24 protein-coding genes are annotated in these 24,145 nt (G+C 39.2%); 7 read left to right on the top strand and 17 right to left on the bottom strand.

The genetic code is table 11. The annotated features are described in order from the left end of the window. Positions 1 to 1,089: 1,089 nt before the first annotated feature. The gene (locus tag HMPREF9455_RS09960) at positions 1,090 to 2,358 is read left to right on the top strand and encodes a replication-associated recombination protein A (protein WP_006799555.1); all 1,269 of its coding nucleotides are present in this window, start codon (positions 1,090 to 1,092) and stop codon (positions 2,356 to 2,358) included. 28 nt (positions 2,359 to 2,386) lie between these two features. Next, positions 2,387 to 3,187, top strand: coding sequence for an alpha/beta hydrolase (locus HMPREF9455_RS09955; protein WP_006799554.1), 801 nt, complete (start codon positions 2,387 to 2,389; stop codon positions 3,185 to 3,187). Positions 3,188 to 3,207: 20 nt separating this feature from the next. Here HMPREF9455_RS09955 and HMPREF9455_RS09950 read toward each other — a convergent pair whose 3' ends face one another. The 7 genes from HMPREF9455_RS09950 to nusB all read right to left on the bottom strand — a co-directional run bounded on the left by HMPREF9455_RS09950 (position 3,208) and on the right by nusB (position 8,649). Further along, positions 3,208 to 3,993, bottom strand: coding sequence for a metal ABC transporter ATP-binding protein (locus HMPREF9455_RS09950; RefSeq protein ID WP_006799553.1), 786 nt, complete (start codon positions 3,991 to 3,993; stop codon positions 3,208 to 3,210). Beyond that, on the bottom strand, positions 3,990 to 4,886 hold the full coding sequence (locus HMPREF9455_RS09945) for a metal ABC transporter solute-binding protein, Zn/Mn family (RefSeq protein WP_006799552.1): 897 nt from the start codon (positions 4,884 to 4,886) through the stop codon (positions 3,990 to 3,992). The genes HMPREF9455_RS09950 and HMPREF9455_RS09945 overlap by 4 nt, the downstream gene beginning before the upstream one ends. 28 nt (positions 4,887 to 4,914) lie before the next feature. Continuing rightward, positions 4,915 to 5,565 (bottom strand): carbonic anhydrase, encoded by a 651-nt coding sequence (locus HMPREF9455_RS09940; RefSeq protein ID WP_006799551.1) that lies wholly within the window; start codon positions 5,563 to 5,565, stop codon positions 4,915 to 4,917. A 6-nt stretch (positions 5,566 to 5,571) separates the two neighbouring features. Further along, positions 5,572 to 6,156 (bottom strand): dephospho-CoA kinase, encoded by a 585-nt coding sequence (gene coaE, locus HMPREF9455_RS09935; RefSeq protein ID WP_006799550.1) that lies wholly within the window; start codon positions 6,154 to 6,156, stop codon positions 5,572 to 5,574. A 78-nt stretch (positions 6,157 to 6,234) separates the two neighbouring features. After that, positions 6,235 to 7,218 carry a CdaR family protein gene (locus HMPREF9455_RS09930; protein ID WP_006799549.1) on the bottom strand — a complete coding sequence of 328 codons (984 nt, stop codon included), beginning with the start codon at positions 7,216 to 7,218 and terminating at the stop codon, positions 6,235 to 6,237. A 37-nt stretch (positions 7,219 to 7,255) separates the two neighbouring features. Then, entirely contained in the window at positions 7,256 to 7,606 is a 351-nt protein-coding gene (gene yajC / locus HMPREF9455_RS09925; protein ID WP_006799548.1) for a preprotein translocase subunit YajC, read from the bottom strand. A gap of 116 nt (positions 7,607 to 7,722) precedes the next feature. Further along, complete coding sequence (gene nusB / locus HMPREF9455_RS09920) at positions 7,723 to 8,649, bottom strand: transcription antitermination factor NusB (RefSeq protein ID WP_006799547.1); 927 nt, start codon at positions 8,647 to 8,649, stop codon at positions 7,723 to 7,725. A 477-nt stretch (positions 8,650 to 9,126) separates the two neighbouring features. On the opposite strand from nusB, the gene lipA reads away from it, so the two are divergent. Continuing rightward, complete coding sequence (gene lipA / locus HMPREF9455_RS09915; protein WP_006799546.1) at positions 9,127 to 9,969, top strand: lipoyl synthase; 843 nt, start codon at positions 9,127 to 9,129, stop codon at positions 9,967 to 9,969. 2 nt (positions 9,970 to 9,971) lie between these two features. Beyond that, entirely contained in the window at positions 9,972 to 10,382 is a 411-nt protein-coding gene (locus tag HMPREF9455_RS09910; RefSeq protein WP_006799545.1) for a secondary thiamine-phosphate synthase enzyme YjbQ, read from the top strand. Here HMPREF9455_RS09910 and HMPREF9455_RS09905 read toward each other — a convergent pair whose 3' ends face one another. The 4 genes from HMPREF9455_RS09905 to cmk all read right to left on the bottom strand — a co-directional run bounded on the left by HMPREF9455_RS09905 (position 10,383) and on the right by cmk (position 15,359). Next, entirely contained in the window at positions 10,383 to 12,293 is a 1,911-nt protein-coding gene (locus HMPREF9455_RS09905) for an alpha-amylase family glycosyl hydrolase (protein WP_006799544.1), read from the bottom strand. A 417-nt stretch (positions 12,294 to 12,710) separates the two neighbouring features. Continuing rightward, a complete protein-coding gene (gene pfkA / locus HMPREF9455_RS09900; RefSeq protein WP_006799542.1) occupies positions 12,711 to 13,691 on the bottom strand; it encodes a 6-phosphofructokinase in 981 nt (326 codons plus the stop codon). Positions 13,692 to 13,790: 99 nt separating this feature from the next. Further along, on the bottom strand, positions 13,791 to 14,666 hold the full coding sequence (locus tag HMPREF9455_RS09895; protein WP_006799541.1) for a 4-hydroxy-3-methylbut-2-enyl diphosphate reductase: 876 nt from the start codon (positions 14,664 to 14,666) through the stop codon (positions 13,791 to 13,793). Further along, positions 14,667 to 15,359, bottom strand: a complete 693-nt coding sequence (gene cmk, locus HMPREF9455_RS09890; protein ID WP_006799540.1) for a (d)CMP kinase — start codon at positions 15,357 to 15,359, stop codon at positions 14,667 to 14,669. Between the two features lie 457 nt (positions 15,360 to 15,816). Between cmk and HMPREF9455_RS09885 the strand changes: the two genes are divergently transcribed. Next, entirely contained in the window at positions 15,817 to 16,734 is a 918-nt protein-coding gene (locus HMPREF9455_RS09885; protein ID WP_006799539.1) for an EamA family transporter, read from the top strand. A gap of 76 nt (positions 16,735 to 16,810) precedes the next feature. Here the strand turns inward: HMPREF9455_RS09885 and HMPREF9455_RS09880 are convergent, their stop codons facing one another. Continuing rightward, on the bottom strand, positions 16,811 to 17,296 hold the full coding sequence (locus tag HMPREF9455_RS09880; RefSeq protein WP_006799538.1) for a hypothetical protein: 486 nt from the start codon (positions 17,294 to 17,296) through the stop codon (positions 16,811 to 16,813). 4 nt (positions 17,297 to 17,300) lie between these two features. Further along, on the bottom strand, positions 17,301 to 18,179 hold the full coding sequence (locus HMPREF9455_RS09875) for a helix-turn-helix domain-containing protein (protein WP_006799537.1): 879 nt from the start codon (positions 18,177 to 18,179) through the stop codon (positions 17,301 to 17,303). 335 nt (positions 18,180 to 18,514) lie between these two features. Between HMPREF9455_RS09875 and HMPREF9455_RS09870 the strand changes: the two genes are divergently transcribed. Then, positions 18,515 to 19,090 carry a superoxide dismutase gene (locus HMPREF9455_RS09870; protein WP_185095958.1) on the top strand — a complete coding sequence of 192 codons (576 nt, stop codon included), beginning with the start codon at positions 18,515 to 18,517 and terminating at the stop codon, positions 19,088 to 19,090. 82 nt (positions 19,091 to 19,172) lie between these two features. Then, positions 19,173 to 19,961 (top strand): cysteine hydrolase family protein, encoded by a 789-nt coding sequence (locus tag HMPREF9455_RS09865; RefSeq protein WP_245532181.1) that lies wholly within the window; start codon positions 19,173 to 19,175, stop codon positions 19,959 to 19,961. Here HMPREF9455_RS09865 and HMPREF9455_RS09860 read toward each other — a convergent pair. From HMPREF9455_RS09860 to purU, 4 genes are all read right to left on the bottom strand, one after another. After that, positions 19,958 to 20,602: an EcsC family protein gene (locus HMPREF9455_RS09860; RefSeq protein ID WP_006799534.1), complete on the bottom strand. Its 645-nt coding sequence runs from the start codon at positions 20,600 to 20,602 to the stop codon at positions 19,958 to 19,960. The genes HMPREF9455_RS09865 and HMPREF9455_RS09860 overlap by 4 nt on opposite strands. Before the next feature lie 121 nt (positions 20,603 to 20,723). Continuing rightward, complete coding sequence (locus tag HMPREF9455_RS09855; protein WP_006799533.1) at positions 20,724 to 21,170, bottom strand: peroxiredoxin family protein; 447 nt, start codon at positions 21,168 to 21,170, stop codon at positions 20,724 to 20,726. A gap of 427 nt (positions 21,171 to 21,597) precedes the next feature. Next, positions 21,598 to 23,145 (bottom strand): peptide MFS transporter, encoded by a 1,548-nt coding sequence (locus HMPREF9455_RS09850; protein WP_006799532.1) that lies wholly within the window; start codon positions 23,143 to 23,145, stop codon positions 21,598 to 21,600. A gap of 139 nt (positions 23,146 to 23,284) precedes the next feature. Next, on the bottom strand, positions 23,285 to 24,145 hold the full coding sequence (gene purU, locus HMPREF9455_RS09845; RefSeq protein ID WP_006799531.1) for a formyltetrahydrofolate deformylase: 861 nt from the start codon (positions 24,143 to 24,145) through the stop codon (positions 23,285 to 23,287).

Genomic DNA, 24,145 nt, shown 5'->3' with positions numbered 1-24,145 from the left:
CTGTTAGCCGATAGCTCTTTGACGTATTGGGATAAGTAGTAAGTAATAATGCGAATCAGTAGTTGGATTTTAATGTTCAATTCTTTTCAGCTCCACTTCGTTTCGCTTAAACGTTCATTTTGGCATTGCCCAAAACGAACCAAAAGGCTAGCGCTCCGCTCCTCGGCGACCCAAAACCGTTTTGCCGTCTGAATCAAACAAACGGGCTATCGCCCCGTTTGATTCTACGCCGCCTGCAACGGATTGGGTACCCCGCCTGCGTCACTAATGCGCAAGGGCTGACGCACGCGGAGCTAAAGCCTGAAAAGACACAGTCCTGTCGCCGCATCGCGATACCGGCCTCATTCCGCAGGCGGGGTACCCAATCCGTAAAGCGGAGGTGTAGGGCAAAATAGGGTAGCTGCTGTACACGGCTGATAATCCGGTAAAAGATGACTCCGTATTATTTTGCCCCACCGGAGCTGCGGTTTTGGGTCGCCGGAGGGATGCAGCCTTGATTTTTTGTTTCGTTTTGCATCAAGGCAAAATGAATTGGAGCGAAGCGGAATTGAAAATCGGCGTTAGCCAAATCGGCGGAGCCAAATACAAGCCGGCCGGCACGTTAAAAAAATTGAACATTAAAATCCAACTACTGATTCGCATTAATAGCAAATGAATGAAATAGTGTAACCTTTGTTACCTTTTATTTTTAACCACAGAGTGAACGGAGTAGCACGGAGTTCTTAGAAGAAAAAGTGACAATAAAAATTGTGTGAAAAGTCGTCAGGTTTGTCAGGTTTTGTACATAAGCTATCGGCTAACGGCTATCAGCTAAAAGCTGAAACATGTGTTACCTTTGTTACTTTTCAACTATATATAGTTAATAAATTTAAAAATAACAAGTGAAAAATAGAGGAAAAGCTGTCAGATGTGTCAGATTTTAACAAAATATAGTTAATGAATGTGAATGAGGTGATAGGCTATGGACTATGAGCTATAAGTGATGAGTTAGACTCTGCGGCTTAGCGTTCTTGCAGGAGAATACTGTTTTCTATTTCGGACTAATAGAAACTTTTTGTAAATTTGGGTTATGATAATCTCAAGAAATATATGAGCCAGCCATTAGCAGAACGTTTGCGTCCACGTACATTGGACGAATATATAGGACAAAAGCATCTTGTAGGTGAAGGGGCTATCCTGCGCAAGATGATAGAATCGGGGCGCATACCGTCTTTCCTCCTTTGGGGGCCTCCCGGAGTGGGGAAGACTACATTGGCCCAGATTATAGCTAATACGCTGGATACCCCTTTCTATACGCTGAGTGCTATAAATTCAGGGGTGAAGGATGTGCGTGAAGTGATAGAGCAGGCCAAAAAGAGTCAGTTTTTTAATACGAAAAGCCCGATTTTATTTATAGATGAGATCCACCGTTTTTCAAAATCGCAACAAGATTCGTTGCTCAATGCGGTAGAAACGGGGGTGATTACATTAATAGGCGCCACCACGGAGAACCCTTCTTTTGAAGTTATACGGCCCTTGTTGTCACGTTGTCAGGTGTACGTTTTACAGTCCTTAGATAAAGATGATTTAATAGAGTTGGCACATCGTGCCGTGACACAGGATATTATACTTAAAGAGCGAAATGTAGAATTACAGGAAACCAATGCATTGCTTCGTTTTTCGGGAGGTGATGCCCGTAAACTGCTGAATATACTCGATCTGGTAACAGGCGCGGATGTGAGTGACAAAATTGTTATTACCGATAAACTTGTAACGGAGCGCTTGCAGGAAAATCCTGCAGCATACGATAAGGGAGGTGAAATGCATTATGACATTATTTCAGCCTTTATCAAGTCTATCAGAGGCAGTGACCCCGATGCGGCGATATACTGGCTGGCCCGGATGGTGGCAGGTGGTGAAGACCCTAAGTTTATTGCCCGGCGGTTGGTTATATCAGCAGCCGAAGATATAGGATTGGCAAATCCGAATGCTCTTTTACTGGCCAATGCCTGCTTCGATACTTTACAAAAGATCGGCTGGCCCGAAGGCCGGATAGTTTTAGCCGAAGCTACGGTTTATCTGGCAACTTCTCCAAAGAGTAATTCGGCATATATGGCTATAGATGAGGCGATCGCATTGGTGAATGAAACAGGTAACCTGCCGGTTCCGTTGCATTTGCGTAATGCACCCACCAAGCTTATGAAAGAGCTGGATTATGGTAAAAATTACAAGTATGCCCACAGTTTCGAGAATAACTTTGTGCAGCAGGATTATGTGCCAAAAGAAATAAAAGGACGCCAATTTTGGAAACCACAGCAAAACGCATCTGAAAGCAAAATTGTGGAATGGCTGAAAAAATTGTGGAAAGACAGGTATTGAAGTAATTAAGATTTCTAAACTATATACTATGAAGAAAGCAGTAATTAGAATATGTGTGATTTTATTATCACTCTATATATTACTATGTGGATTCTTTTACTTTTTTCAGGAAAAACTGATTTTTTACCCAACAAAACTTGATAATAATTATACTTTCCGCTTTAAGCAGGATTTTGAGGAAATGTATGTAAAAGCAGAGGATGGAACACCTTTGAATAGCCTCTTGTTCAAAACAGAAAATCCGAAAGGATTGATTTTCTTTCTGCATGGCAATGCCGGGGCTCTTGATTCATGGGGATATCAGGCTTCTGTGTACACAGATTTAGGCTATGATGTATTCTTCCTCGATTACAGGGGATTTGGTAAAAGCAGGGGCGAGATTGACAACCAGAATCAATTATTCAGCGATATTCAGCTCGCTTATAATGAGATGAAGAAGCTATACGATGAAGACCGGATAATTGTACTGGGTTTTTCTATCGGAACGGGGCCGGCTGCAAAGATTGCAGCGACCAATAAACCTCATATGTTGATTCTGCAAGCTCCTTATTATAGTCTTACGAATGTGATCCAGGATATTTGTCCTGTTATCCCCGGATTTCTGGTCAAATATAAGTTGGAAACATATAAATATGTAAGTGAATGCAAAATGCCTGTTGTTATCTTTCATGGAAATAATGACAAGGTGATCAGCTACAATAACTCTATGAGATTGAAGGCTGCCTTGAAAGATTCGGATTTGCTGATCACATTAGAAAACGAAGAGCACAATGGTATAACCGAAAATGAAGTATACAGGGAGGAAATAAAAAAGCTGCTTACAAAATGAAGTAGAACTTTGTAGAATTCTTAATCATCTTTACAACATTCACAACCCTCATGTTTATCCAATACCCGATGCGGAAAATCTCCATGACCGACAATTTCGATAGGGCAGGAGGAATATGATTCTTCGAGCCATTCGGTCGAGATATTGGTACCTGAATGATAATGGAGTCCTTCATTCACACAGGCTATATTTTTAACCAGCGATATTACCGTACCCACATCATGTGAGACAAGAACGATGGCGGTGTCTTTATTAATATCTTCTAGTATCTTATAAAAATCAGTTTCGAAGCGTTTATCTACATACGAATTAGGTTCATCAAGCACCAACAGATCCGGCCCGTCTATAATAGCGCGTCCAAGCAATGTACGTTGGAGTTGGCCTCCCGATAAGGCACCTATAGGTCTGTTGATAAGTTTGTCCAGTCCCATCTGATGCGCTATTAGACCGACTTTCTCTTTTTGCTCTTTGGTATAAGGCGAAAATATGCTGTGTTTGATTGTCAGCCCCGACAGTATGACATCATGCACAGATATAGGGAATTTTTTGTCTATCTGGTTTATTTGCGGTAGATAGCCGATATTTATCTTATCCGTTTTTACATTATTCCTGAAAAAAGAAATGTGACCGTTCGTAGGTTTTACGAGTCCGAGAATCGTTTTCAATAGAGTGGTCTTCCCTCCGCCATTAGGGCCGATAATACCGAGAAAATCATCGTGGAAAACATTCAGATTCACGTTTTTCAGTACATAAGGATTGTCATCATATCCTACCGAAAGGTCTCTTATTTCAAGTATTTTGCTCATTCGTTTTCTTGTGCCAAAGCCTTGGCTATTTTTATCATTTCCTCACTCCAGTTATATGATAACGGGTTTATGGGGATGGTTTTTCCATTTATTGCTTCTGCTATAGTTTCAGCATTTTTTGTATCGAACTCCTGCTGTATGAAAACAGCTTTTATCCCTTCAGCTTTTGCTTTATCTATAAGCTCCTTTAACTGTGACGGCGACGGGTTTTTTCCTTCATGTTCGATCGAATATTGGGTCAATCCGTATTCATCGGCAAAATAACTGAGTGCAGGATGATATATTATAAATGATTTGCTCGGAGACTTATCCAGATACGATTTGATGATACTGTCGGTGCTGCTTATCTCTGCTACCAGCCTATCGTAATTGGCAGTATAGTCTGCTTCATTGCTGGCATCCAATTCCAGTACTGCCTTATACATGTTTTCGACTATAATCTTAGCAGATCTTACCGAACTCCATGTATGCGGGTCACCTGCAGCATGTGCGTGCGTATGATTGTGGTCATGATTATCATCTTCACAATGTATATGAGCATCGCCTATAAGTTCAATACCTTGCGAGCAATTTACGACTTTAAGTTCGGGATTACTTTGGGATACTTTATCTATCAATGTGTTCTCTATTCCCAGATATCCGATTTTGAAGTAGGCTACGCTCTTATCCAAAGCCATCATCTGCGATGGGGTGAAATCGGCACTTTCGGGATTGGAGCCAGATGGCACAATACAGTTTACTTCGTAGTGATTTCCTACGATTTTACTTAGAAAATATTTTTGAGGCTCTATAGTGACTGATAGAGTACGGGCTTTATCTGCTTTAGATGGTTTACAACCACTAAGAGATAGAATACCCAGCAATATCGTGGTAACAGCTAATTTATAACTCATAACTCATAATTTATAACTTGCGTCAGACTTATTCTCCTTTTGTTAGATCGTATATCTTACGGATACGGTTCAATTCTTTTTCAAAGTCTATTTCCAGATCGTGGAGTATGCCGTCATTCAGGTCGTAAACCCAGCCGGCTACACGGGGATAACCTTTTGCCAGGTATGATTTCTGTACTTCTGCTGTCTTTATTATATTGAGACACTGTTCATATACATTTATTTCTACCAGGCGGTTATATCTGGCTTGCGGATCGGAAATAGTATCCAGCTCTTTCTCGTGCAGGCGGTACACATCGCGTATATTACGCAGCCAAGGATTCAGTATTCCTAAATCTTTCGGTTCCATTGCGGCTTTTATTCCTCCGCAATTGTAATGTCCGCATACAATGATATATTTCACATTGAGGTATTCCACGGCATAATTAATGACTGACAATACGTTGAGGTCGTTGTTGACGACCATATTAGCAATGTTGCGGTGAACAAATACTTCTCCGGGTTGCAGGCCCATTATCTCATTGGCATGCACGCGGCTGTCGGAGCATCCTATGTAAAGATAGTCCGGGTTTTGCTGATCTGCCAGATGGGTGAAAAAATCCGGGTTTTCCTCATTTATTTTCTCTACCCATTTCTTATTCGCTTCGAATATACCTTTATATGATTTTTGTATTTCCATTATGTTTTATAAGTCTTTTACTTGTTTCAGAATGTCAAGCACTTGTTCGATCAATGAATGTGCACCATCATTAACAATTACAAAATCAGAAAGTTTAGCTTTTTCTTCATCAGGCATCTGATTGTGTATGCGTTCCAATACTTTTTCGCGGGTAGTATGATCCCGTTTCATCGTGCGTTCCAGCCTTATTTCGAGGGGAGTGTATACCATCACTATCTTGTCCATAAGTTTATTGAACCCGGACTCGAAAAGAATCGCGGCTTCGTGTGCTATCACCGGACTGTGTGCATGGTTAACCACCCATTCTTTAAAATCTTTTTCTACTTCGGGATGTATTATTGCGTTTACCTGCTCCAATTTGGCTTTATCATTGAATATATGGGACGCCAGCAATGCTTTATTCAGCACACCACCCTCAAATAATTCTTTACCATAGATATTAATCAATTTTTCCTTTATAACAGGTGAAGTTGCCACAAGTCTTTTACTTTCTGTATCGGCTATATAAACAGGTACATTACAAAGGGAGAATATCTCCGAAACGGTAGATTTACCACTGCCTATTCCTCCTGTTATACCTAATTTGATCATTCTATGAGGGATTATTATTCGTGTAAAAGAATGTATTGATATATTGCATGTAGAGGCAAATAAAAAAGTCTGCTGCCTTTATTTTTGTTCCAGGACAAATTCTACTTCGGACGGAACAGGTCCTTTGGTCTGTATATAATCCGGACTTTCAGTTATCCGTACGGGGATCGAAGCCTCTTTCAGGTCTTTGAGATCATTATAGTCTACAATTACCTGAAAGTCGTGAGACGAAATGTCATTGTATCTTTTTATACCTACAAAGAATGGTATCTTGATTGATGACGGGAAAAACTTGATTGTCAGATTTTCCGGCAGATTGATACATTCGATGGGAACTTCTACTTCCTTTGTACTGAATTTATCTACCGATACATTTAGTTCCACAGTGTTAGGTACAAACCGAATGCCTTTGGTTTGCTTCATTGCTACCAGCATTTTTTTATCCTCGGTCACTTCTCTGAGTGTATCGTTCACAGTGTGGGCATAATGCAGTGTATCCAATGCAGCACGGCTGCCATATACAAGCACCGAATCGGGTTCGATTGTCAGTTCCCCGTCGATCAGATAACCTGATGCCAAACTTATATATCCGTCGTATATAACGGGCAGTTTCTTTTGGTGCAGTACGGCATAGGCATAGGATACACGGGTGGGGGAGTAGCTTATCAGTTCTGAAGAAGCGAAGAGTTTTCCCCGGACCAATTGTTCGAAGTTCCGGCCCTGTATCACTTTTTCCTGTGTTCCTTTCACTATATCCCTCACATCCACTTCCAAAGAGTCGTTTCTATGAGTGAAATAGTATTTGAACATGGCGGCCCCATCGTCTTTTATACGTACATATATTTTCAACGGCAGCTCGTTTTCGAAAACGATGCTGTCGGGTACATTTACATATTTAACAGGTATAGTAAGAGTAGACTCAAATTTTTGGCGATAGACCTGCATCATCCAAAAAACTGAGGAAAGCAATACAAAAAACAAAAAAGTCAGTATCTTTTTCCATGATATATTGGTGAAAAACGATCTGACTTCTTGTATGATGATATTTCTAGTATCGCTCATATAGCTATACCTGACTTTTATGTTTCATTCAAAAGAATTATCTGTTGTTAGCCTGAGTATCAGCAGCTGAAACGTAAACAGAAGATTTTTCGATTGTAATTTTTATTCCGTCGGCGATTTCCAGCACAAATGTGGAATCGTTTACTTCTTTCACTTTTCCGTGGATACCTCCGGCAGTAACTACTTTGTCGCCTACTTTGATAGCATTACGTGCTTCCTGCAACGCTTTTTGTTTCTTTTGTTGCGGACGTATCATAAAGAAATACATGATGGCAAATAAAAGCACCATCATCACGATCATGCTACCGCTGCTACCTAATCCCAGAAAACCTCCGCCGGCAGGTGCACCACCTTCGGCTGCTTGTAATAATACATTTAATAAAGTCATAGATTCTTTAATATTTGATTTATATTATTCTTGATTTTTCTCCTTTCCTAAAAAAGCTTTACAAATATAAGCGATTATTTTGAATTAGAGTGAAGGTGAAAATATGATAAATATTATTATTTCTTAATTATCTTCTTTTCTTCCTTTAGTTCTTTTACAATTGCATCCAGAATACCGTTTATAAATGATGCACTTTTGGCTGTGCTGTACGATTTTGCTATGTCGATATATTCGTTCAGAGTTACGCTTATCGGTATGGATGGGAAACTCACTATTTCACCTATTGCTATCTGCATTATTACCATGTCCATGAGGGCGATACGTTCCGATTCCCAGTTCTTGGTATACTTATCTATCAGTTCGCGGTATTCCTTGCCATTCCAGAGGGATTCACGAAGTAATTTTACGGCGAATTCCCTGTCGGAATCATCTTTGAACATAGGAAGTAACTCCTGAGCGGCTCCCTTATTCTCTTCAAACCTTTTAATCGTTTTCAGGACAAAAGATTCGATGATTTCGATGTCGTCATTCCAGTAAAGGCTTTCATCCTCGAGCAAGGTGTATAATTCTTCATCGGTACAGATGACATGCTTGAATGTTTTGCGCCAAAACTCACGGTCGTCATCATAACTATGGGAATCACAGTCCATATATTCTTTATAGATATCCGAATTGAGGATGTTCTCAAGCATTTTACGAACGAAAGTATCGTGGTCGTACCAGGAAAAAGGCCTGTCTTTAAGATATTTATCCAATTCGAGGTTTTCTCTCAATTGAAGAATAAACTTATTGTTTAACAACCTGATGTTTGGCTTTATATCTTCTTCTGTGGGCAAAAGTTTTGACTTGCGGTTGTCGACTTTCTGGGCATAAGAGTCGGTAAGTTCAACCAAAAGTGACAGTAGATAGAAGTATAAATCGTATGATTTTTGCAGACTGAAAAGAAGCTCGTTTTCGGCTTTCCTCATGTCTGTAGTTTCACCCTGACTGTACGAAAACAGTATTTGGACAACTCTGATACGGATAAGAACGCGGTTTATCATTTCTACATTAAAATGTTTCAGGCTGCAAAATTAAACATTTTTTTCAATATAGTGAATAGAGTTAGGGTAAACCACGAAATTTATTTTTTTTGAAAGAGTTTATCTATATGATAAGCTATTAGCTATTAGCTGTTAGCTTATAGTTCTTTGACAGATTTGAATAAGTAGTAAGTTGAAAGTAATAAGCCAAGTCTTATAAGTTACAAGTTACTTCGCCTTGTGGGCAGTTACGAAATACGAAATAAGTTATTGACTGATTACTGAAAAGGGTGTAACCTTTATTACCTTTTAACTATATATTGTCAATGTATGTGAAGCTGAGTAATGGTAAATAATGGTTGTTCTTTCGTTTTGTATTTTGTTCATCTATCAATGATAGTATAAATAGATGACTTTTTAACCCTTACTATTTTCATGGGAAACATTCTAAGGCTTATCTTTGTTTTATATTTTCTAAAATCATAATTCACAATATAGATGGAACATGTAAAAAAACCGGACTGGTTGAAAATAAAACTGGGAGGTAGCGACCATTTCTCCGAAACTTTAAATATAGTAGAATCACATGGATTACATACAATTTGCACCAGCGGACGTTGCCCGAATATGGGTGAATGCTGGGGGAGGGGAACTGCCACATTTATGATCGGCGGTGATATATGTACCCGCTCATGCAAGTTCTGTAATACAAAGACCGGACGTCCACTGGCTTTGAATCCTTTCGAACCGGCAAATGTTGCCAAATCTATACAGTTGATGGGGCTTAAGCATGCTGTGATAACTTCGGTTGACAGGGACGACCTGCCGGATCAGGGGGCTCAGCACTGGGTAGATACCATCAATAAAGTACGTCAGGTGAATCCCTCTACTACTATTGAAGTATTGATTCCTGATTTTCAGGGGAAATTTGAATTTGTAGATATGGTATGCAAGGCTGCTCCGAATGTTATCTCGCATAATATGGAAACAGTAAGAAGCCTTACCCCGAAAGTACGCAGCGCGGCAAAATATGATATAAGCCTGTCAGTATTGAAGCGTATTGCAGATAATGGATTGAAAGCTAAATCGGGGATGATGGTCGGTTTGGGAGAAACTACCGACGAGATATTCCAGTTAATGGATGATCTCCGGGCATCGAATTGCTCGGTGTTGACAATCGGCCAGTATTTGCAACCATCCCGCAAGCATCTGCCTGTGGTTTCATACATTCATCCGGATGAGTTTAAGCGTTTCAAGGAAGTTGCCTTAAGCAAGGGATTCGATTATGTTGAGAGCGGCCCATTGGTTCGATCTTCTTATCATGCCGAAAACTGCTTGTAATTATGGTCAACCAGATAGAATTCTCATTACAGCCCCGAAACAGAGGCTTTCATCTGGTAACAGAAGAAATAATGGAAAACCTGCCTGCTTTACCTCAGGCAGGTTTGCTGCATCTGTTCATAAAGCATACCTCTGCAGCTCTCACCATCAATGAGAATGCCGATCCCGATGTGCGGGAGGATATGGAATCTATTTTCAATCGTCTGATACGCGAACGTGAGCCTTACTATGTTCATACTATGGAAGGTGATGACGATATGCCTGCACATGCAAAGACGACTCTTGCTGGGGTTAGTCTTACTATACCGATTACAAAGAGCCGTCTTAATATGGGTATCTGGCAGGGAATCTATCTGTGCGAGTTTCGCAACCATGGAGGCAGCCGCCATATTGTGGCTACCGTCCTAAGCTGATTACTTGCTGAAGTACAGATAATATTCGCCCGGATCCAGTGTTATTTCTTGTGTCGATTCATTTACAACCAAAGTCTTGCCGGTGAAATAATCCTGCCATGTTCCTGCCTTACCGAAGTTTACGGTTGCAGTCGTGGGTTCAATAGCGAAGTTTGCAATAGCACATACATCGCCTTCAGCCGATTTTAGCAGTATTTGCTTGAAGTTGTCGCCAATACCGATAGTATAATCAGTGGTAGAGAAAATAGAATTGGTCGTACGCAACTTGTTCATTTTGGCATATACATCATGCAAGGCTTTCCTGTTTGTATCTTCTAAATAGTCCCATTTGATTGGTTTCTTAGCTGTACGAAAGCGTCCGTCTTCATAGTCTTTTATCCACTCACCATCCTCACGGGCATTGATTGAGTAGTCATATCCCAATTCGCCAAACTGCCAGATCATCTTTGGCCCGGGAAGCGACATCAGGATAACAGCGGCAGCTTCTGTACGTGCCAGTCCGACAGGTAACTCCTGCACATTGTAAGACGGGTTGTTTGTATTGCCATACATGTTGTTTTTGAACATGATACGTTCCTCGTCGTGGCTTTCCATATAAGCCACAAGGTTTGGCTTTGTCCAGCCCCGTACCTTGTATGAAGCCCAATTGATATCTCCTTTCAGTTTTTTATTGTCTCCCATCTCATGCCCCCAACCCATGGTCACTTCGTTGAAGTTGTAGTTGATGTTACCCCAAAGATAAATTCCATAGTCGGACAGCACCTTCTCTTCACTATTATCCGCCAGATGTTCAAAGATAACGATCGCATCAGGATTACGCTTGCGGATTTCACTCACCATTCTTTTCAGTATATTAATACGGGCCTGGTCAAATGCATTGCCATCTCCTTTAGTATTGGTAAAACCTTTTGTAAAGTCGAAGCGGAAACCATCCACTTTATACTCTTTCATCCAGTATGAGCAAACACTGTCTACAAAGGCCTGAGTATATTTGCTTTCGTGATTGAAGTCGTACCCCCAGGAATAAACAGAGTTGGGAGACTCCTTATTGTACCATGGATTATCCCCTATATTATCATCATTCTCATTCTTATACATGGTGACCATAGGGCTTTGGCTATAACTGTGATTCAGTACCATATCCATAATTACGGCTATACCGTTTTGGTGGCAGGCGTCGATGAAAGCTTTATAATCGTTTGAGGTACCATATGCTTTATCGGTGGCGAAATAGAAAGACGGATTGTATCCCCAACTGTCATTCCCTTCAAACTCATTGAACGGCATGAGCTCTATCGCATTTACTCCCAGGTTCTTTATATAATCGAGTTTCTCTTGCACTCCTTTTATGCTTCGTTTCTCCGTAAAATCGCGGATAAGCACTTCATAAACAACCATGTTTTCAGGATTCTGAAGGCTAAAATCGGATATATTCCAGGAATATTTGACAGGTGAGGTATTCACTACCATAGACAGGCCGGTAGTTTTTGTAGAAGGTGTAATCAAATCCGGATATATCTCATATTCCATATTGATATACTTATCATTATTGGGATCTGATATTTTGGATGCATAAGGGTCTGCAACCCTTATTTTATTATCGATCAGATATTGGCATATGTATTCTTTGCCTTTTTCCAAACCACCGATCTTTATCCAGAAACGGTCATCCTCCTGATTCATTTTGTATGCCTCAGACACTTTCCAGTTATTGAAATCGCCGATAAGATATACTGATTGCTTACCGGGTGCGAATAATACAAAGGCTAAGGAATCGTCACTGATAATAGTTATTCCATCTCTTAGGCTCTCAGAGGCGGATGGCTGTTTCGGTACTATAATGGGATCATCATTGTCGCTACATGCTACAAATATTAATAAGAACAAGAATAAAAAATGGAACTTTTTCATGATTAAAATTAGATTGAATTATCAATAGGTAGAAGTGAATGTAAAACTAACGTAATTTATTTATGCTGGTTTTTGTTTAACTGTTTAATCGACAAATTTAGCCTGCAAACGGTTGCAGGTTAAATGATTGAAAGAGGTACATAGATATGTATGATTTGGACTATAACGATAAGTCAGGATAATAATATGTTTTGAAATGTTTGTTAGGAGCAGTTGAAATAATAGATGTATTAAATTAGAAGTAATTTATCTATAAGGTATGTTATAGCAAATGGATAATAATAAGAAAGATAAAAATTATGAGCGAAATAGTAAGAGTATAAAAGGTGCTTTTCTTACAGGCTTCTATAAACGAAATACAGAGCCTGTCAAACAGGCTCTGTATTTCTTATTTTGATACTCGAGATACTTTTTCTATTATATAGAAAGTATCTTCAGCGTATTTACCAAGTCTTGTTGTAACGGCTTATTCTTCTTGATCGCTTTTGAGAAAGGCACATTTACTATTTCGTCATTCTGTATGCCAATCATCACATTACGTTGTCCGTCCAATAACGCATCAATTGCCGCTGCACCCATTCTGCTTGCCAGAATCCGGTCGTTGGCGGTAGGAGAGCCTCCACGTTGCACATGTCCCAAAATAGTAACACGTACATCGTATTGCGGATATTCTGTTTTCACACGTTCAGCCATAGCCATTGCACCTCCGGTGATATCGCCTTCGGTTACAAGGACTAAACTACTGTTTTTGCTTTTGCGGAAACCGTTCGAGATCAAATCTCCCAACTGGTCTTGTTGCAGCATCATTTCAGGGATAATAGCTGCCTCGGCACCCGATGCAATGGCACCGTTCAGGGCAAGGAAACCACATTCACGTCCCATCACCTCTATAAAGAACAGCCGTTCGTGTGAGCTTGCAGTATCACGTATCTTATCTACAGCCTGCATAATGGTATTCAAGGCAGTATCATATCCAATGGTAAGGTCGGTACCTTGCAAGTCGTTATCAATTGTTCCGGGTAAGCCAACGATAGGATAGTTGAACTCCTGCGCAAATATACGTGCTCCGGTAAGGGAACCGTCTCCGCCGATAACTACCAATGCATCAATACCTTCTCTTTGCAGTGCTTCAAAAGCGATCTTACGACCTTCCGGCGTTTGAAATTCTTTACTACGGGCGGTTTTGAGAATTGTACCACCTTGTTGTATTATATTACTTACACTATTGGTTCTGAAAGGTTCTATTTCATCGAATATCAGCCCCTTATAACCACGCATAATACCTTTTACTTCCAGCCCGTTATAAATAGCAGCACGAGTGACAGCACGAATTGCAGCATTCATACCGGGAGCATCGCCTCCAGATGTTAAAATACCGATACACTTGATTGTAGACATAGTTTTACTAATATTTTATTCTCTTTTTTGCACGTTAAAAAATCAGGTACAAAAGTAAGAATAAAATGGCTGATTCGGTAATTTTTTAAAGCAATTTGGCTAAACTAATACCGATCTTATTTCATTTATCTTGGCTTCAACCTCTTCCATCTGCCATTTTGGTGTGGAGGTAGCACCACAAATTCCGATGGATGCAGTCTTACTTACAACATCGGGATCGATATCTGAAGGCGTGGTTATGAAATAAGAGTTTGGATTGTATTTCTTACATTCGGCAAAAAGTACTTTACCATTCGAACTCTTTTCTCCGGCTACAAAGAAGATAATATCATTTTTGGATGCAAACTCTTTGATATTCGGAATGCGGTTCGATACCTGACGGCAGATAGTGTCAAAGAATTCAAATTTGGCGTCGCCTATCATACGGCTCTGCATGATATCTATGATCTCCTGAAATCCATCGAGAGGTTTGGTCGTTTGTGAGAACAGGCATATATTTTTTGAGAAGTCGAGTTTTTCCAAATCCTCTTTCTTTTCAATGACAATTGCAGTTGATTCAGTCTGGCCTAAGAGCCCATTTACCTCGGCATGACCATTTTTTCCATAGATAACGATCTGTGTATTATTATCTTTCTCATTATCATATTTGTCGTGTATCTTTTTTTGCAGGCGAAGCACGACCGGGCATGAAGCATCGATAATTTCAATATTATTGTCCTTTGCAATCTGATATGTTGATGGCGGTTCGCCGTGTGCCCTCAATAAAACCCGGGCATCTTTCAATTTTGCAAATTCCTCGTGATTGATTGTTTTCAAGCCCAGTTGTTCAAGCCTGTCAACTTCCAGATTATTGTGGACTATATCACCAAGGCAATACAATGTGCCTCCTTTTGCGAGTTCCTCTTCCGCTTTTTTTATCGCGTTGACCACTCCAAAACAGAAACCTGATTTTGCGTCTATCTCTATATTACTCATTTAGTTTGTTGTTATTTGTTTGAACTTTTCCAGCAACCATTGCATCTGTTCATCAATGGTCATATGTGAATTGTCCAGAAGGATGGCGTCATCTGCTTTTATCAGAGGGCTTTCGGCCCGCGTCTGATCCATGTGGTCTCTGGACTTTAAATTTTCTAATACTTCATCAAAAGTTGTTTCTGTATTGCCTTTCGAACGTAATTCATCGAAGCGTCGTTGTGCCCTTATCGTTGCGTCTGCTGTGACAAAGACTTTCATTTCAGCGTTAGGAAATACAACTGTGCCGATATCTCTTCCGTCCATTACTATGCCTTTAGCCTCACCCATTTTCTGCTGTAAGGCAACCATTGCATGACGTACAAATGGAATGGCACTAACAATACTTACTTTTGAAGAAACCTCCATGCTACGAATAGCGGATTCAACTTTTTCTCCGTTAAGATATGTGTCAGGCGCTCCTGTATCTTTATTTAGATGAAATTCTATTTTTATATTCTTTATTTCGTTATGCAATTTACTTTCGTTTAGTTTACCATCTTCGAATAAATTCTGTTGTATGCAGTAAAGTGTAACCGCTCGGTACATGGCCCCGCTGTCGATGTAGATGTATCCGATTTGTTTTGCCAGGCTTTTAGCCATTGTACTTTTACCGTTCGATGAAAAACCGTCGATTGCAATAACTATTTTCTTCATATTTAATTTTAAAACATTCTATCAGACTAAATGTTTAGTCTATCCCTTATAAATTTATTTAATTATCAGAGAGCAAAGATAGCTATTTTTGGTTATTAGCTGATACCTTTCTTATTCTGATTACTAAGCACGTAATGATTCTACTCTGATGATAATTTCTATAGGTTTGATTATCTGTAGCAAAGAAATTTATTTAGTTGTTAGATGTTTTTTGTTATTAACATTATTGTTGCATGTCAATCAAAAGCTGGATTTGAGCACTTTATTTTTTTATATTTTGACCAGGAGAATAAATTTTGTAATTTTGCAGTACCAACCCGTATATGATATTTCTATCTGATATTATATACGAACGATAAAACAAATGGAGGGGGTATCCGCAAAAGGGTACTCCCTTTTTGTGTGTCTTCTTCTGAAAAAAAAGTATGTTAGAATGGCAATAAATAACTTAAATATTATGAATGAAAGAATAAAAGGTGGGCTGCTGGTATTCGTGGGGGCAGCCAGCTTTGGCCTGTTGTCTACTATTGTAAAATTTGCTTATGCTAATGGTTATACGCTAGGCGAAATTACAGGTACTCAGTCTTTTTCGGGAATGGTTATCTTATGGATGCTATATATGGTCACCAAATCGTTTAAAAGAAAAGATAAACCGGAAGAGGCAAAAGTAATAAAATCTGAGACCAGTTGGTGGAAAATTACCCTGTCAGGAACCTTTACCGGTTTGGTTGGAATATTCTACTATCAGTGTGTCAGATTGTTACCTGCATCTGTGGCTATTATTTTGCTTATGCAATATTTGTGGATAAGTATACTGATCGAAGCTATCGTATTTAAGAAAAAGCCAAGCCGGAAGCAACTGTTGCTGCTTGGCGTTGTCCTCTTAGGTACGCTTCTGGCCGGTGGAATATTCAGTCAGGAAATAATTCTTAATCTGAAAGGTATTGTCTTCGGTTTACTGGCGGCAACTTGTTATGCTATATTTCTGATGACCAGCGGGCGTGTAGGCAATGATCTTCCTGTATTGAAAAAGAGTGCATTGATGATTACCGGTTCATGTGCTATCACCTGGATTATTTTTCCTCCTATGTTTTTCTTCAACGGTATATACTGGGAAGGATTGGTCTTTTGGGGATTAATTCTGGCTTTACTTGGTACTGTTATCCCTCCGCTTCTTTTTTCGATGGGTATACCGCGTGTAGGTGTTTCTATTGGAGCCATATTAAGTGCAGTAGAATTACCTGTAGCAATTTTATCTTCGGCATTTATCCTTCACGAATCTGTAGATAATACACGGTGGGTCGGGGTTATTCTTATATTAACAGCTATTATAGCTACAAATATCAAAACAAAAGAAATTGTGAGCCAATCTTGACTAAGAGATGGTTGTGACGGGTTTGAGTACATATAACAATGAGAATATTAAAGTAATACATCATTAATGTACCAGGTTATAGAGGCTGCATATTTTCGGGGCCGGGGTTATCCAACAGGTTATCATCTTCTATAGCCGGTTTAACTTTCTTTTTTCGAAATATGATTATTAAATATGCGACCGACAGAATTGAAGTGGCGAAAAGTAGATACACCCCGCTTCCATATTTCGGAAGTTTATAGAAAAGATTGAGGGATACGACGAAGGCCAATATGCCTGCTACCATAAGAAGTATGCGTGCTGATTTCTTTTTGAGAGACAGCCATAATACGGCGCTGAAGATGCTGAGAAGAGGAACAAGATAAACTACATATGTAGTATAAACCGATTCCTTATTACGGGAGAAGAAATTAGTGACTTTTGTTACTTTCTTCTGTATGTCGGGTATATCCCAACCTACGATTTTTACCAATCCCATATCGAGCCACGGTAACGAAAATGCGATGATAAATAACAGAGCAAAGAGCAGTTCGAAAGATATGTAACGGTTTAGCTTGTCCATAATATTATAGTTCTATTTCGTCGGCGGTTATATATCCGTTTGTCATGCAATAGAATATCAATCCTGATACTGTTTTTATTCCCAGTTTGGCCGTGATATTCTTTCGGTGCGACAATACGGTGTTCAGGCTTATATTGAGTTTATCGGCCACCTCCTTATTTAGTAGTCCCAATGCTACAAGCCGGAGAACGTCCAGTTCGCGCTGCGACAAAGCCTGAGCTTTTGTTGCCTTGATAGCATGGCTAACCGATATCAGTTCCTGTAGATCTTCTACCCCTGATTCGGACAAATCAGCGATCATGGGTTTTAAAATCTTCTCCCTTATTCGGTTGTGCTTCTCCAAATCCCGTTGAAAACTGTCTATGGTAAATATAGTGGCATAGCACATGTTTTCGTTGAAGTTGCCGGATATATGTTTAATTATGATGCTTTTAAGGTCTGTAAGGAGGGCTAGGGGAGCGTCTCCTTTCATCATCCCCTGCTCAATCTGCCCGATCAGTTCGTTCTTAAACTCTGTGAACAGGCGGCTTATCAGTTTCAACTGAGGATTATTAGGGTCGCTCATAGATATAAAAGCGTTCAGATGCTTTTCCAGATTATGAAGTTGTCCGTGTATCAGGTATGCATCAGTCTGCTTTATATACGTAATTACCAGTTCGATATCGAATTTTTGAAGTTTGCGCTCAGGGAAGTAGTCCTCATTCAGAAAAGTATTGAGTATGGCCAGGAAAAACTCCGTATTGATATTTGCTTTCCTGCAAATATCGGCAATAGTACTATCTCCCAGTCCCAGCTTTATTCCGAAACGGTTTATAACGGGGATCAACTGGTGATTTTCTTCTATGATTTCCGATAAAATAAAGGATGAATCTACAAAGAGCATATACTTGATAATTTTGATAACAAAAGTACATATTTATTCTGATATCTTTTTCTAAAATCTTTATCTATATAATTTAAGAAATATAGTCTGTATTTATATCACAATCAATACATATAGATTTTAGCGATAAACCCTTAAAAACAATTTATGATAATTATCAGCCAATTGTTAAACAAATATCGGATTAAGATTGTTAAATTTGCATACACACTAAAAAACAGAAGTTTATGAAAAGGATATTTTTTACGTGTCTAACGCTCTCTGTATTACTTATTGGTAATATAAAAGCACAAAATATAAACAACGATAATAATAACAATCAAAAAACAAAAGCTATGAAATTTGAATTACCAAAGTTGCCATATGCAACAAATGCTTTAGAACCGGTTATAAGCCAACAGACTATCGAGTTACATTATGGTAAGCACCTTCAGACTTATATAACAAACCTGAATAATCTTGTTCCCGGAACAAAATTCGAGAATGCCGACCTTGAAACAATTGTAAAAGAGAGTGACGGCGCTATTTTCAACAATGCAGGACAGACATTGAATCACAATATATATTTCCTTTCTTTCAGTCCTAACGGAGGTGGTGAACCTAAAGGTAAACTTGCTGAGGCCATTAACAAAAAATGGGGTTCGTTCGAAAGCTTCAAAAAAGAATTTGTTACAGCTGGTACAGCAGTATTCGGATCGGGCTGGGTATGGCTGGCTAAAGATAACGCGGGCAACCTGGAAATTACAAAAGAGCCTAATGCCGGAAATCCTATCACAAAGGGCTTGACCCCGCTTTTGGGATTCGACGTATGGGAACATGCTTATTATCTTGATTACCAAAACCGTCGTGCAGACCATCTTGCCGAATTGTGGAAGATAATCGATTGGAGTGCAGTAGAAGCTCGTTATTAATAGATTAGTGTTTATTATATTAAAAAAGCAACCTTCCGGGGTTGCTTTTTTGCTTATATTTGTATCAGAATGTAATACTTAAATGATGAAAAAAACAGCCATACTTGCCATAGACCTGCAAAATGATTTTACCTCTCCTGCAGGCTCCCTTTTTGTGAAGGATGCTGATATAGATGTAGTCCGCATCGCAGACTTTATCCGGAAAAATCAGGCTAAAATAGATTATGTAGCTCTCACGCTCGACTCACATCAACCTATACATATAGCTCATCAAATTTATTGGAAGAATAAGGCAGGAAATCATCCGCCGTTGTTCTCCAATATTAGTGTGGCGGATGTTAAGTCGGGACTGTGGCAGGCGCAATATAACAAGGAATTAGCCATTCCATATCTGGAACAGCTTGAAGCCAAAGGCGAAGTATGTACTATATGGCCGATGCACTGTATATTAGGGACAAACGGGTGGTCTATAGACAAAGCTGTTACCGACAGCCTTGTTGAATGGGCTGTGAATAATAATAAGTCGTATGAACTGTTCTATAAGGGTTATTCGCAGTCGACCGAACATTACAGCATCTTCAGAGCGGCTGTAGAATGGGATTTCCAACCTGAAACACAATTGAATAGCAGGTTGCTGGCTAATTTAAACTCATATGACGAAGTATTGCTTATCGGAGAAGCTGCGGATTATTGTGTGGCTAACTCTCTTAATGACATCCTTGATACTTGCAGCGAACTGGCGAGGAAGACTGTAGTGCTCACAGATTGCATGTCTTGGATCAATTCTGAGAATGAAAGGGCAAAAATAATATTCGATAATGCCCGAAGAGCGGGAGTCCGTTTCGAAACAGCAGATAGCTATACCGTCTAATTCTCTTCAATCACTTCTTCAAATTTGCTTGCAGCCGGATTGTCAATAAATATTCTTTTTGCTACTTTTCCCACTACACGGGTAGATATGGCATCATATGAGCCTCCGACTACCCCGCCAATAACAGGAACGGCTTTTCCGAGTGAGGTTACTCCCTTCTCACCTGCTTTTGCAGCTAATTTGGCACTGACTTTTTCAATGGTTTTGGATATCAGTTTTTCGCTGGCCTTGATACTTACGTCCTTCAATAGCTCCTTTGCACCATTGCCTACCATGCAGATGTAAACGAGCGATTTAACCCTGTCGTCTCTGATGTCGTGTCCACCCATGTAAGCTATAGCTGCTATCATGCGTATTTGCACATAAATCACACTGGCAATATTTGCAGGAACAGTCAGAGGCATAATCATAACCCCGCCTAGCCCGGTAACAAAGCCGCTGGTTGCCGCTTTTGCTACCTGCCATTTGATAAGTGAATCTACTTGCTGGCTCAGTGTACCATCCTGATGCAGATAGCTGTTGCCAAGATCATAGGCCGAATCCACACCAGTCAGGCCGACTACTGCTTTTGAATATGCCCAGTCGAGAGTTTTGGCTATCAGTCCGTTATTTGGCTTTATATTTTGTTTTTTGTCAGTCATAATTGAAAACCTTTAAACTATTCTTTATCTAAAATAAAACAATAACTATGCCAAGTTAGGCAAAAAGAATAAAGCGTCTCATTTTCAAGAAATGAAACGCTTTAATAAAAAGTAAAATAATTTAATTCTCATTCAACAGTCTGCCGAGATCATTAGGCGTAAGATTCATTGCCACAATTACCCCGTTTTCATCAATCAGGTAATTCTTAAATCCACGTTCTAACTGATAGCGATTGTACAGTTCGGAGGAAGCATCCCCTTTGGCCAGGAACTGATACCTGGTATCAATCTTATCCATAACCAACGTTCTCTCGTACACCGACTCGCTCTTGTCAAAAGAAACCGAAACCATCCGCACCGGATACTGCTTACTCTCGATCAGATGAGACAGCAGCACATTGTCCTTGTGCGAATAGGCGTCATAAGCCGCCCAGAAGTTTACCAATACTTTTTGACCTCTAAGGTCAGACAAATTAATTTTTGTTCCTGATTCATTTACCAAATTTTTAATATCAGGCAACAGGTTTCCCGGATAAATACCTTCCGAAAGACTAGAAGTTCTTGACATATTGGATGATAAACTTATAAAGGTTATACCCGCAATCAAGAAGTACTTCAAATACTTCATAAAATAATCATTAGGTTACCACTAAAGTCTTTATCCCTCACTTCCCTCACAGAAAAGGGAAAAAGACCCTCCCAACTTTTGGGAACAGAATCAATTATCTACGCTTAGATAATTCATAATTCTGTATTTCGGGGTCAAAGATAATACAATTTCGCGAAATGTGAATAATCTGTTCTGGCTAATTATTAACAGTTGTAATTTTTACAATGCCTACGAATAGCTTATGTATTTGATAATCAATGGATGGCAACGTGATCTTTTGCACTTCTTTTTGTATTTACAACATACTTTAAATTAGTATCTGGAGACAAATAAACCCCGGTTTCTGCTATGAAACCGGGGTTTATTTTTAATATTTAAGTGTTATTTACTTGGCTACTCGTTCTAGCCATTTTATCATAAATAGCATCATAAACATTGATAAAAGACATGCTCCAATAAAAACAGACCATGTTATAGTTAAAGAGGTGCTTACATAGAGTATAACCCCAACTTGACATAATTTGTTACCTAAGGCTGTTGCTCCCAGCCAACAACCTTGCATCAATCCTTGTAATTTAGGAGGAGCTACTTTAGATACGAAAGATAATCCTAAGGGGCTAATAAATAATTCAGCAATAGTAAGAATAAAATATGTTCCAAATAATAATAGAGGGGTAACCCTTTGTGCATTGTCAAGTCCACCTATTGCTTCTACATCACTAGAGGCTGGTAATCCTATAGAACCTAAAGTCATAACAACATATGCTATAGCTGCAACTCCCATACCAATGGCAATTTTACGAGGGGCGCTCAACTCGATACCTTTAGCTTTCAACCAGCCCAAAACACCTAACATAACAGGAGTCAATAAAACAACAAATAAAGGATTCACAACCTGAAATAATTCAGCACCCTGAATAGATACCAATCCGAATAAATTGATGTTCAATGCTGTTAAGTCTGTATATTGTTGAGCAAAATATGTTAAAGTTAAACCATTCTGATGAAATGAAAACCAAAAGAAAATAACAACAGCAAAAACAGCAAAAAGAGCATACAAACGCTGCTTAACTTCGCTTGCAGACATTTCAATTTCTGCTTTTTTATCAGCAGAGTTTGCTTCAAGAACTTTCTTTTTCGCTGGGTCGGGAAAACTTTTCTTATTAATTATATATACAGTGAGAGATATCAACATTGCCACAACAGCTATGGCGAAAGCATATTGGTAACCCCTGTTAAACACTTCCAAATAATTATTAACGAATGTTGTAATTTCTGGAGTTGTCCCACCCAAGCTTGCTTTCGTAGCAAGTTCTATTAATCGCCCAGAAGCTTCCGTGGAGAGAGAACCTTCTAAATATCCATGGCAAAGAGACGGCAAATCTGCTTCATAAGAAAAATTATTCATTTTCAGCCACAAATTGCGTGCCGCTACTGCAAATATAGGAGCAAATATAGCCCCGACATTGATAAACATATAAAATAATGAGAATCCAGAATCTCTCATCTTGCTATACTTCTCATTATCATACATTTGTCCAACTAAGGCTTGTAGATTACCTTTAAAAAGTCCATTCCCAAAAGCAATTAATCCTAAAGCAAGATATGTTAGTTTTATATATAAAGATTTATCAGGAACAGGTGTTGGGGTCGGATATGCTAATACAACATACCCTAGAGCCATCAATATAATACCAATAAGAATTACCCCTTTATATTTTTTAGTTGCATCAGCGATAATTCCACCGACTAATGCTAACAGATAAATAAAAAAATAAAAAGTAGTAAATATACTTCCAGCACCTTCTTTATCAAGTCCATACTTAGACATAAGAAATAGTGTAAGAATAGCCATCATTACATAGAAGCCAAAACGCTCTCCCATATTAGATAATGAGGCTGCTAACAAGCCTTTAGGATGATTTTTAAACATAAAATTATATTTAAGATTAATATTATAAGTTATTTCATTCCTTCCTATGGTATTAAACTTTACAAAAGTAAGAAAACATACCAGATAATCGTTTTATCCAAACATATTAAAGAACATAAAACCTTGCTAACCGCATTTTTTATGCAAATAAGATAGTTTTGTTCTTATATACCAATACCCTTCTAGTAAGATGATATTCGATAGCATGGGATAATACTATTTTTTCCAGATCTTGCCCTTTACGCACCAAATTTTCCACACTATCGCGATGGGTAATACGGGTGATGTCCTGTTCTATGATCGGCCCTGCATCAAGCTCGGCTGTTACATAGTGGCTTGTAGCGCCGATAATTTTCACACCTCTCTCATATGCCGCATGATAAGGTTTTGCCCCCACAAAAGCCGGAAGGAAAGAATGGTGGATATTTATTATTTTATTAGGATATGTTTCGATGAATTTATCCGTCAATATCTGCATATAACGTGCAAGGACAATAAAATCGATTTCCTTTTCTTTCAACAGTGCCAACTGTTGAGCTTCTATTTCATCCTTATTATCCTTGTTGAGCTTTAATACATGATATTCAATACCGAAGCGTTCGGCAACCCACCGCATATCTTCGTGATTACTTATGATAAGGGGAATCTCCACATTCCATTCTCCTGCTGTGTAGCGAGCCAGTATATCGAACAGGCAATGTGACATCTTGGAAACAAAAACGGCCATACGTGGTGTATAGTCGTTGAAGTAAAGCCGGAATGTCATGTCGTACTTCTTAGCATACATCGTCTGGAAGTAATCGCTGATCTTCTCGCGGGGAATAATAAAATTGGTTAAATCCCATTCGATACGCATAAAGAACGTATTCGCCTGCTTATCCACATGTTGTTCCAGATTGATGATATTACCTCCATTTACATTGATAAAATCGGTAACGGCAGCTACCAGCCCCGGTTGGTCAGGTGAAGATATAAGTATAATTGCGTGAGCGTTGTTCAT

It is taken from the genome of Dysgonomonas gadei ATCC BAA-286, assembly GCF_000213555.1.
In the GTDB taxonomy this organism is placed as follows: Bacteria; Bacteroidota; Bacteroidia; order Bacteroidales; family Dysgonomonadaceae; genus Dysgonomonas; species Dysgonomonas gadei.
The sequence above is the reverse complement of the archived record's forward strand: the minus strand, read 5'-3'. Positions and strand labels throughout refer to the sequence as shown.

What these genes read in the sequence shown, in the direction of transcription:
- HMPREF9455_RS09950 (WP_006799553.1), bottom strand. Translation starts at nt 3,993, where the DNA reads ATGAGCAAAATACTTGAAATAAGAGACCTTTCGGTAGGATATGATGAC.
- HMPREF9455_RS09865 (WP_245532181.1), top strand. Translation starts at nt 19,173, where the DNA reads ATGATGAAAAAAACAGCCATACTTGCCATAGACCTGCAAAATGATTTT.
- HMPREF9455_RS09850 (WP_006799532.1), bottom strand. Translation starts at nt 23,145, where the DNA reads ATGTTTAAAAATCATCCTAAAGGCTTGTTAGCAGCCTCATTATCTAAT.
- yajC (WP_006799548.1), bottom strand. Translation starts at nt 7,606, where the DNA reads ATGACTTTATTAAATGTATTATTACAAGCAGCCGAAGGTGGTGCACCT.
- HMPREF9455_RS09910 (WP_006799545.1), top strand. Translation starts at nt 9,972, where the DNA reads ATGGTCAACCAGATAGAATTCTCATTACAGCCCCGAAACAGAGGCTTT.
- HMPREF9455_RS09885 (WP_006799539.1), top strand. Translation starts at nt 15,817, where the DNA reads ATGAATGAAAGAATAAAAGGTGGGCTGCTGGTATTCGTGGGGGCAGCC.
- nusB (WP_006799547.1), bottom strand. Translation starts at nt 8,649, where the DNA reads ATGATAAACCGCGTTCTTATCCGTATCAGAGTTGTCCAAATACTGTTT.
- lipA (WP_006799546.1), top strand. Translation starts at nt 9,127, where the DNA reads ATGGAACATGTAAAAAAACCGGACTGGTTGAAAATAAAACTGGGAGGT.
- purU (WP_006799531.1), bottom strand. Translation starts at nt 24,145, where the DNA reads ATGAACAACGCTCACGCAATTATACTTATATCTTCACCTGACCAACCG.
- HMPREF9455_RS09895 (WP_006799541.1), bottom strand. Translation starts at nt 14,666, where the DNA reads ATGAGTAATATAGAGATAGACGCAAAATCAGGTTTCTGTTTTGGAGTG.
- HMPREF9455_RS09880 (WP_006799538.1), bottom strand. Translation starts at nt 17,296, where the DNA reads ATGGACAAGCTAAACCGTTACATATCTTTCGAACTGCTCTTTGCTCTG.
- HMPREF9455_RS09875 (WP_006799537.1), bottom strand. Translation starts at nt 18,179, where the DNA reads ATGCTCTTTGTAGATTCATCCTTTATTTTATCGGAAATCATAGAAGAA.
- pfkA (WP_006799542.1), bottom strand. Translation starts at nt 13,691, where the DNA reads ATGTCTACAATCAAGTGTATCGGTATTTTAACATCTGGAGGCGATGCT.
- HMPREF9455_RS09960 (WP_006799555.1), top strand. Translation starts at nt 1,090, where the DNA reads ATGAGCCAGCCATTAGCAGAACGTTTGCGTCCACGTACATTGGACGAA.
- cmk (WP_006799540.1), bottom strand. Translation starts at nt 15,359, where the DNA reads ATGAAGAAAATAGTTATTGCAATCGACGGTTTTTCATCGAACGGTAAA.
- HMPREF9455_RS09870 (WP_185095958.1), top strand. Translation starts at nt 18,515, where the DNA reads ATGAAATTTGAATTACCAAAGTTGCCATATGCAACAAATGCTTTAGAA.
- HMPREF9455_RS09860 (WP_006799534.1), bottom strand. Translation starts at nt 20,602, where the DNA reads ATGACTGACAAAAAACAAAATATAAAGCCAAATAACGGACTGATAGCC.
- HMPREF9455_RS09855 (WP_006799533.1), bottom strand. Translation starts at nt 21,170, where the DNA reads ATGTCAAGAACTTCTAGTCTTTCGGAAGGTATTTATCCGGGAAACCTG.
- HMPREF9455_RS09955 (WP_006799554.1), top strand. Translation starts at nt 2,387, where the DNA reads ATGAAGAAAGCAGTAATTAGAATATGTGTGATTTTATTATCACTCTAT.
- HMPREF9455_RS09945 (WP_006799552.1), bottom strand. Translation starts at nt 4,886, where the DNA reads ATGAGTTATAAATTAGCTGTTACCACGATATTGCTGGGTATTCTATCT.
- coaE (WP_006799550.1), bottom strand. Translation starts at nt 6,156, where the DNA reads ATGATCAAATTAGGTATAACAGGAGGAATAGGCAGTGGTAAATCTACC.
- HMPREF9455_RS09940 (WP_006799551.1), bottom strand. Translation starts at nt 5,565, where the DNA reads ATGGAAATACAAAAATCATATAAAGGTATATTCGAAGCGAATAAGAAA.
- HMPREF9455_RS09905 (WP_006799544.1), bottom strand. Translation starts at nt 12,293, where the DNA reads ATGAAAAAGTTCCATTTTTTATTCTTGTTCTTATTAATATTTGTAGCA.
- HMPREF9455_RS09930 (WP_006799549.1), bottom strand. Translation starts at nt 7,218, where the DNA reads ATGAGCGATACTAGAAATATCATCATACAAGAAGTCAGATCGTTTTTC.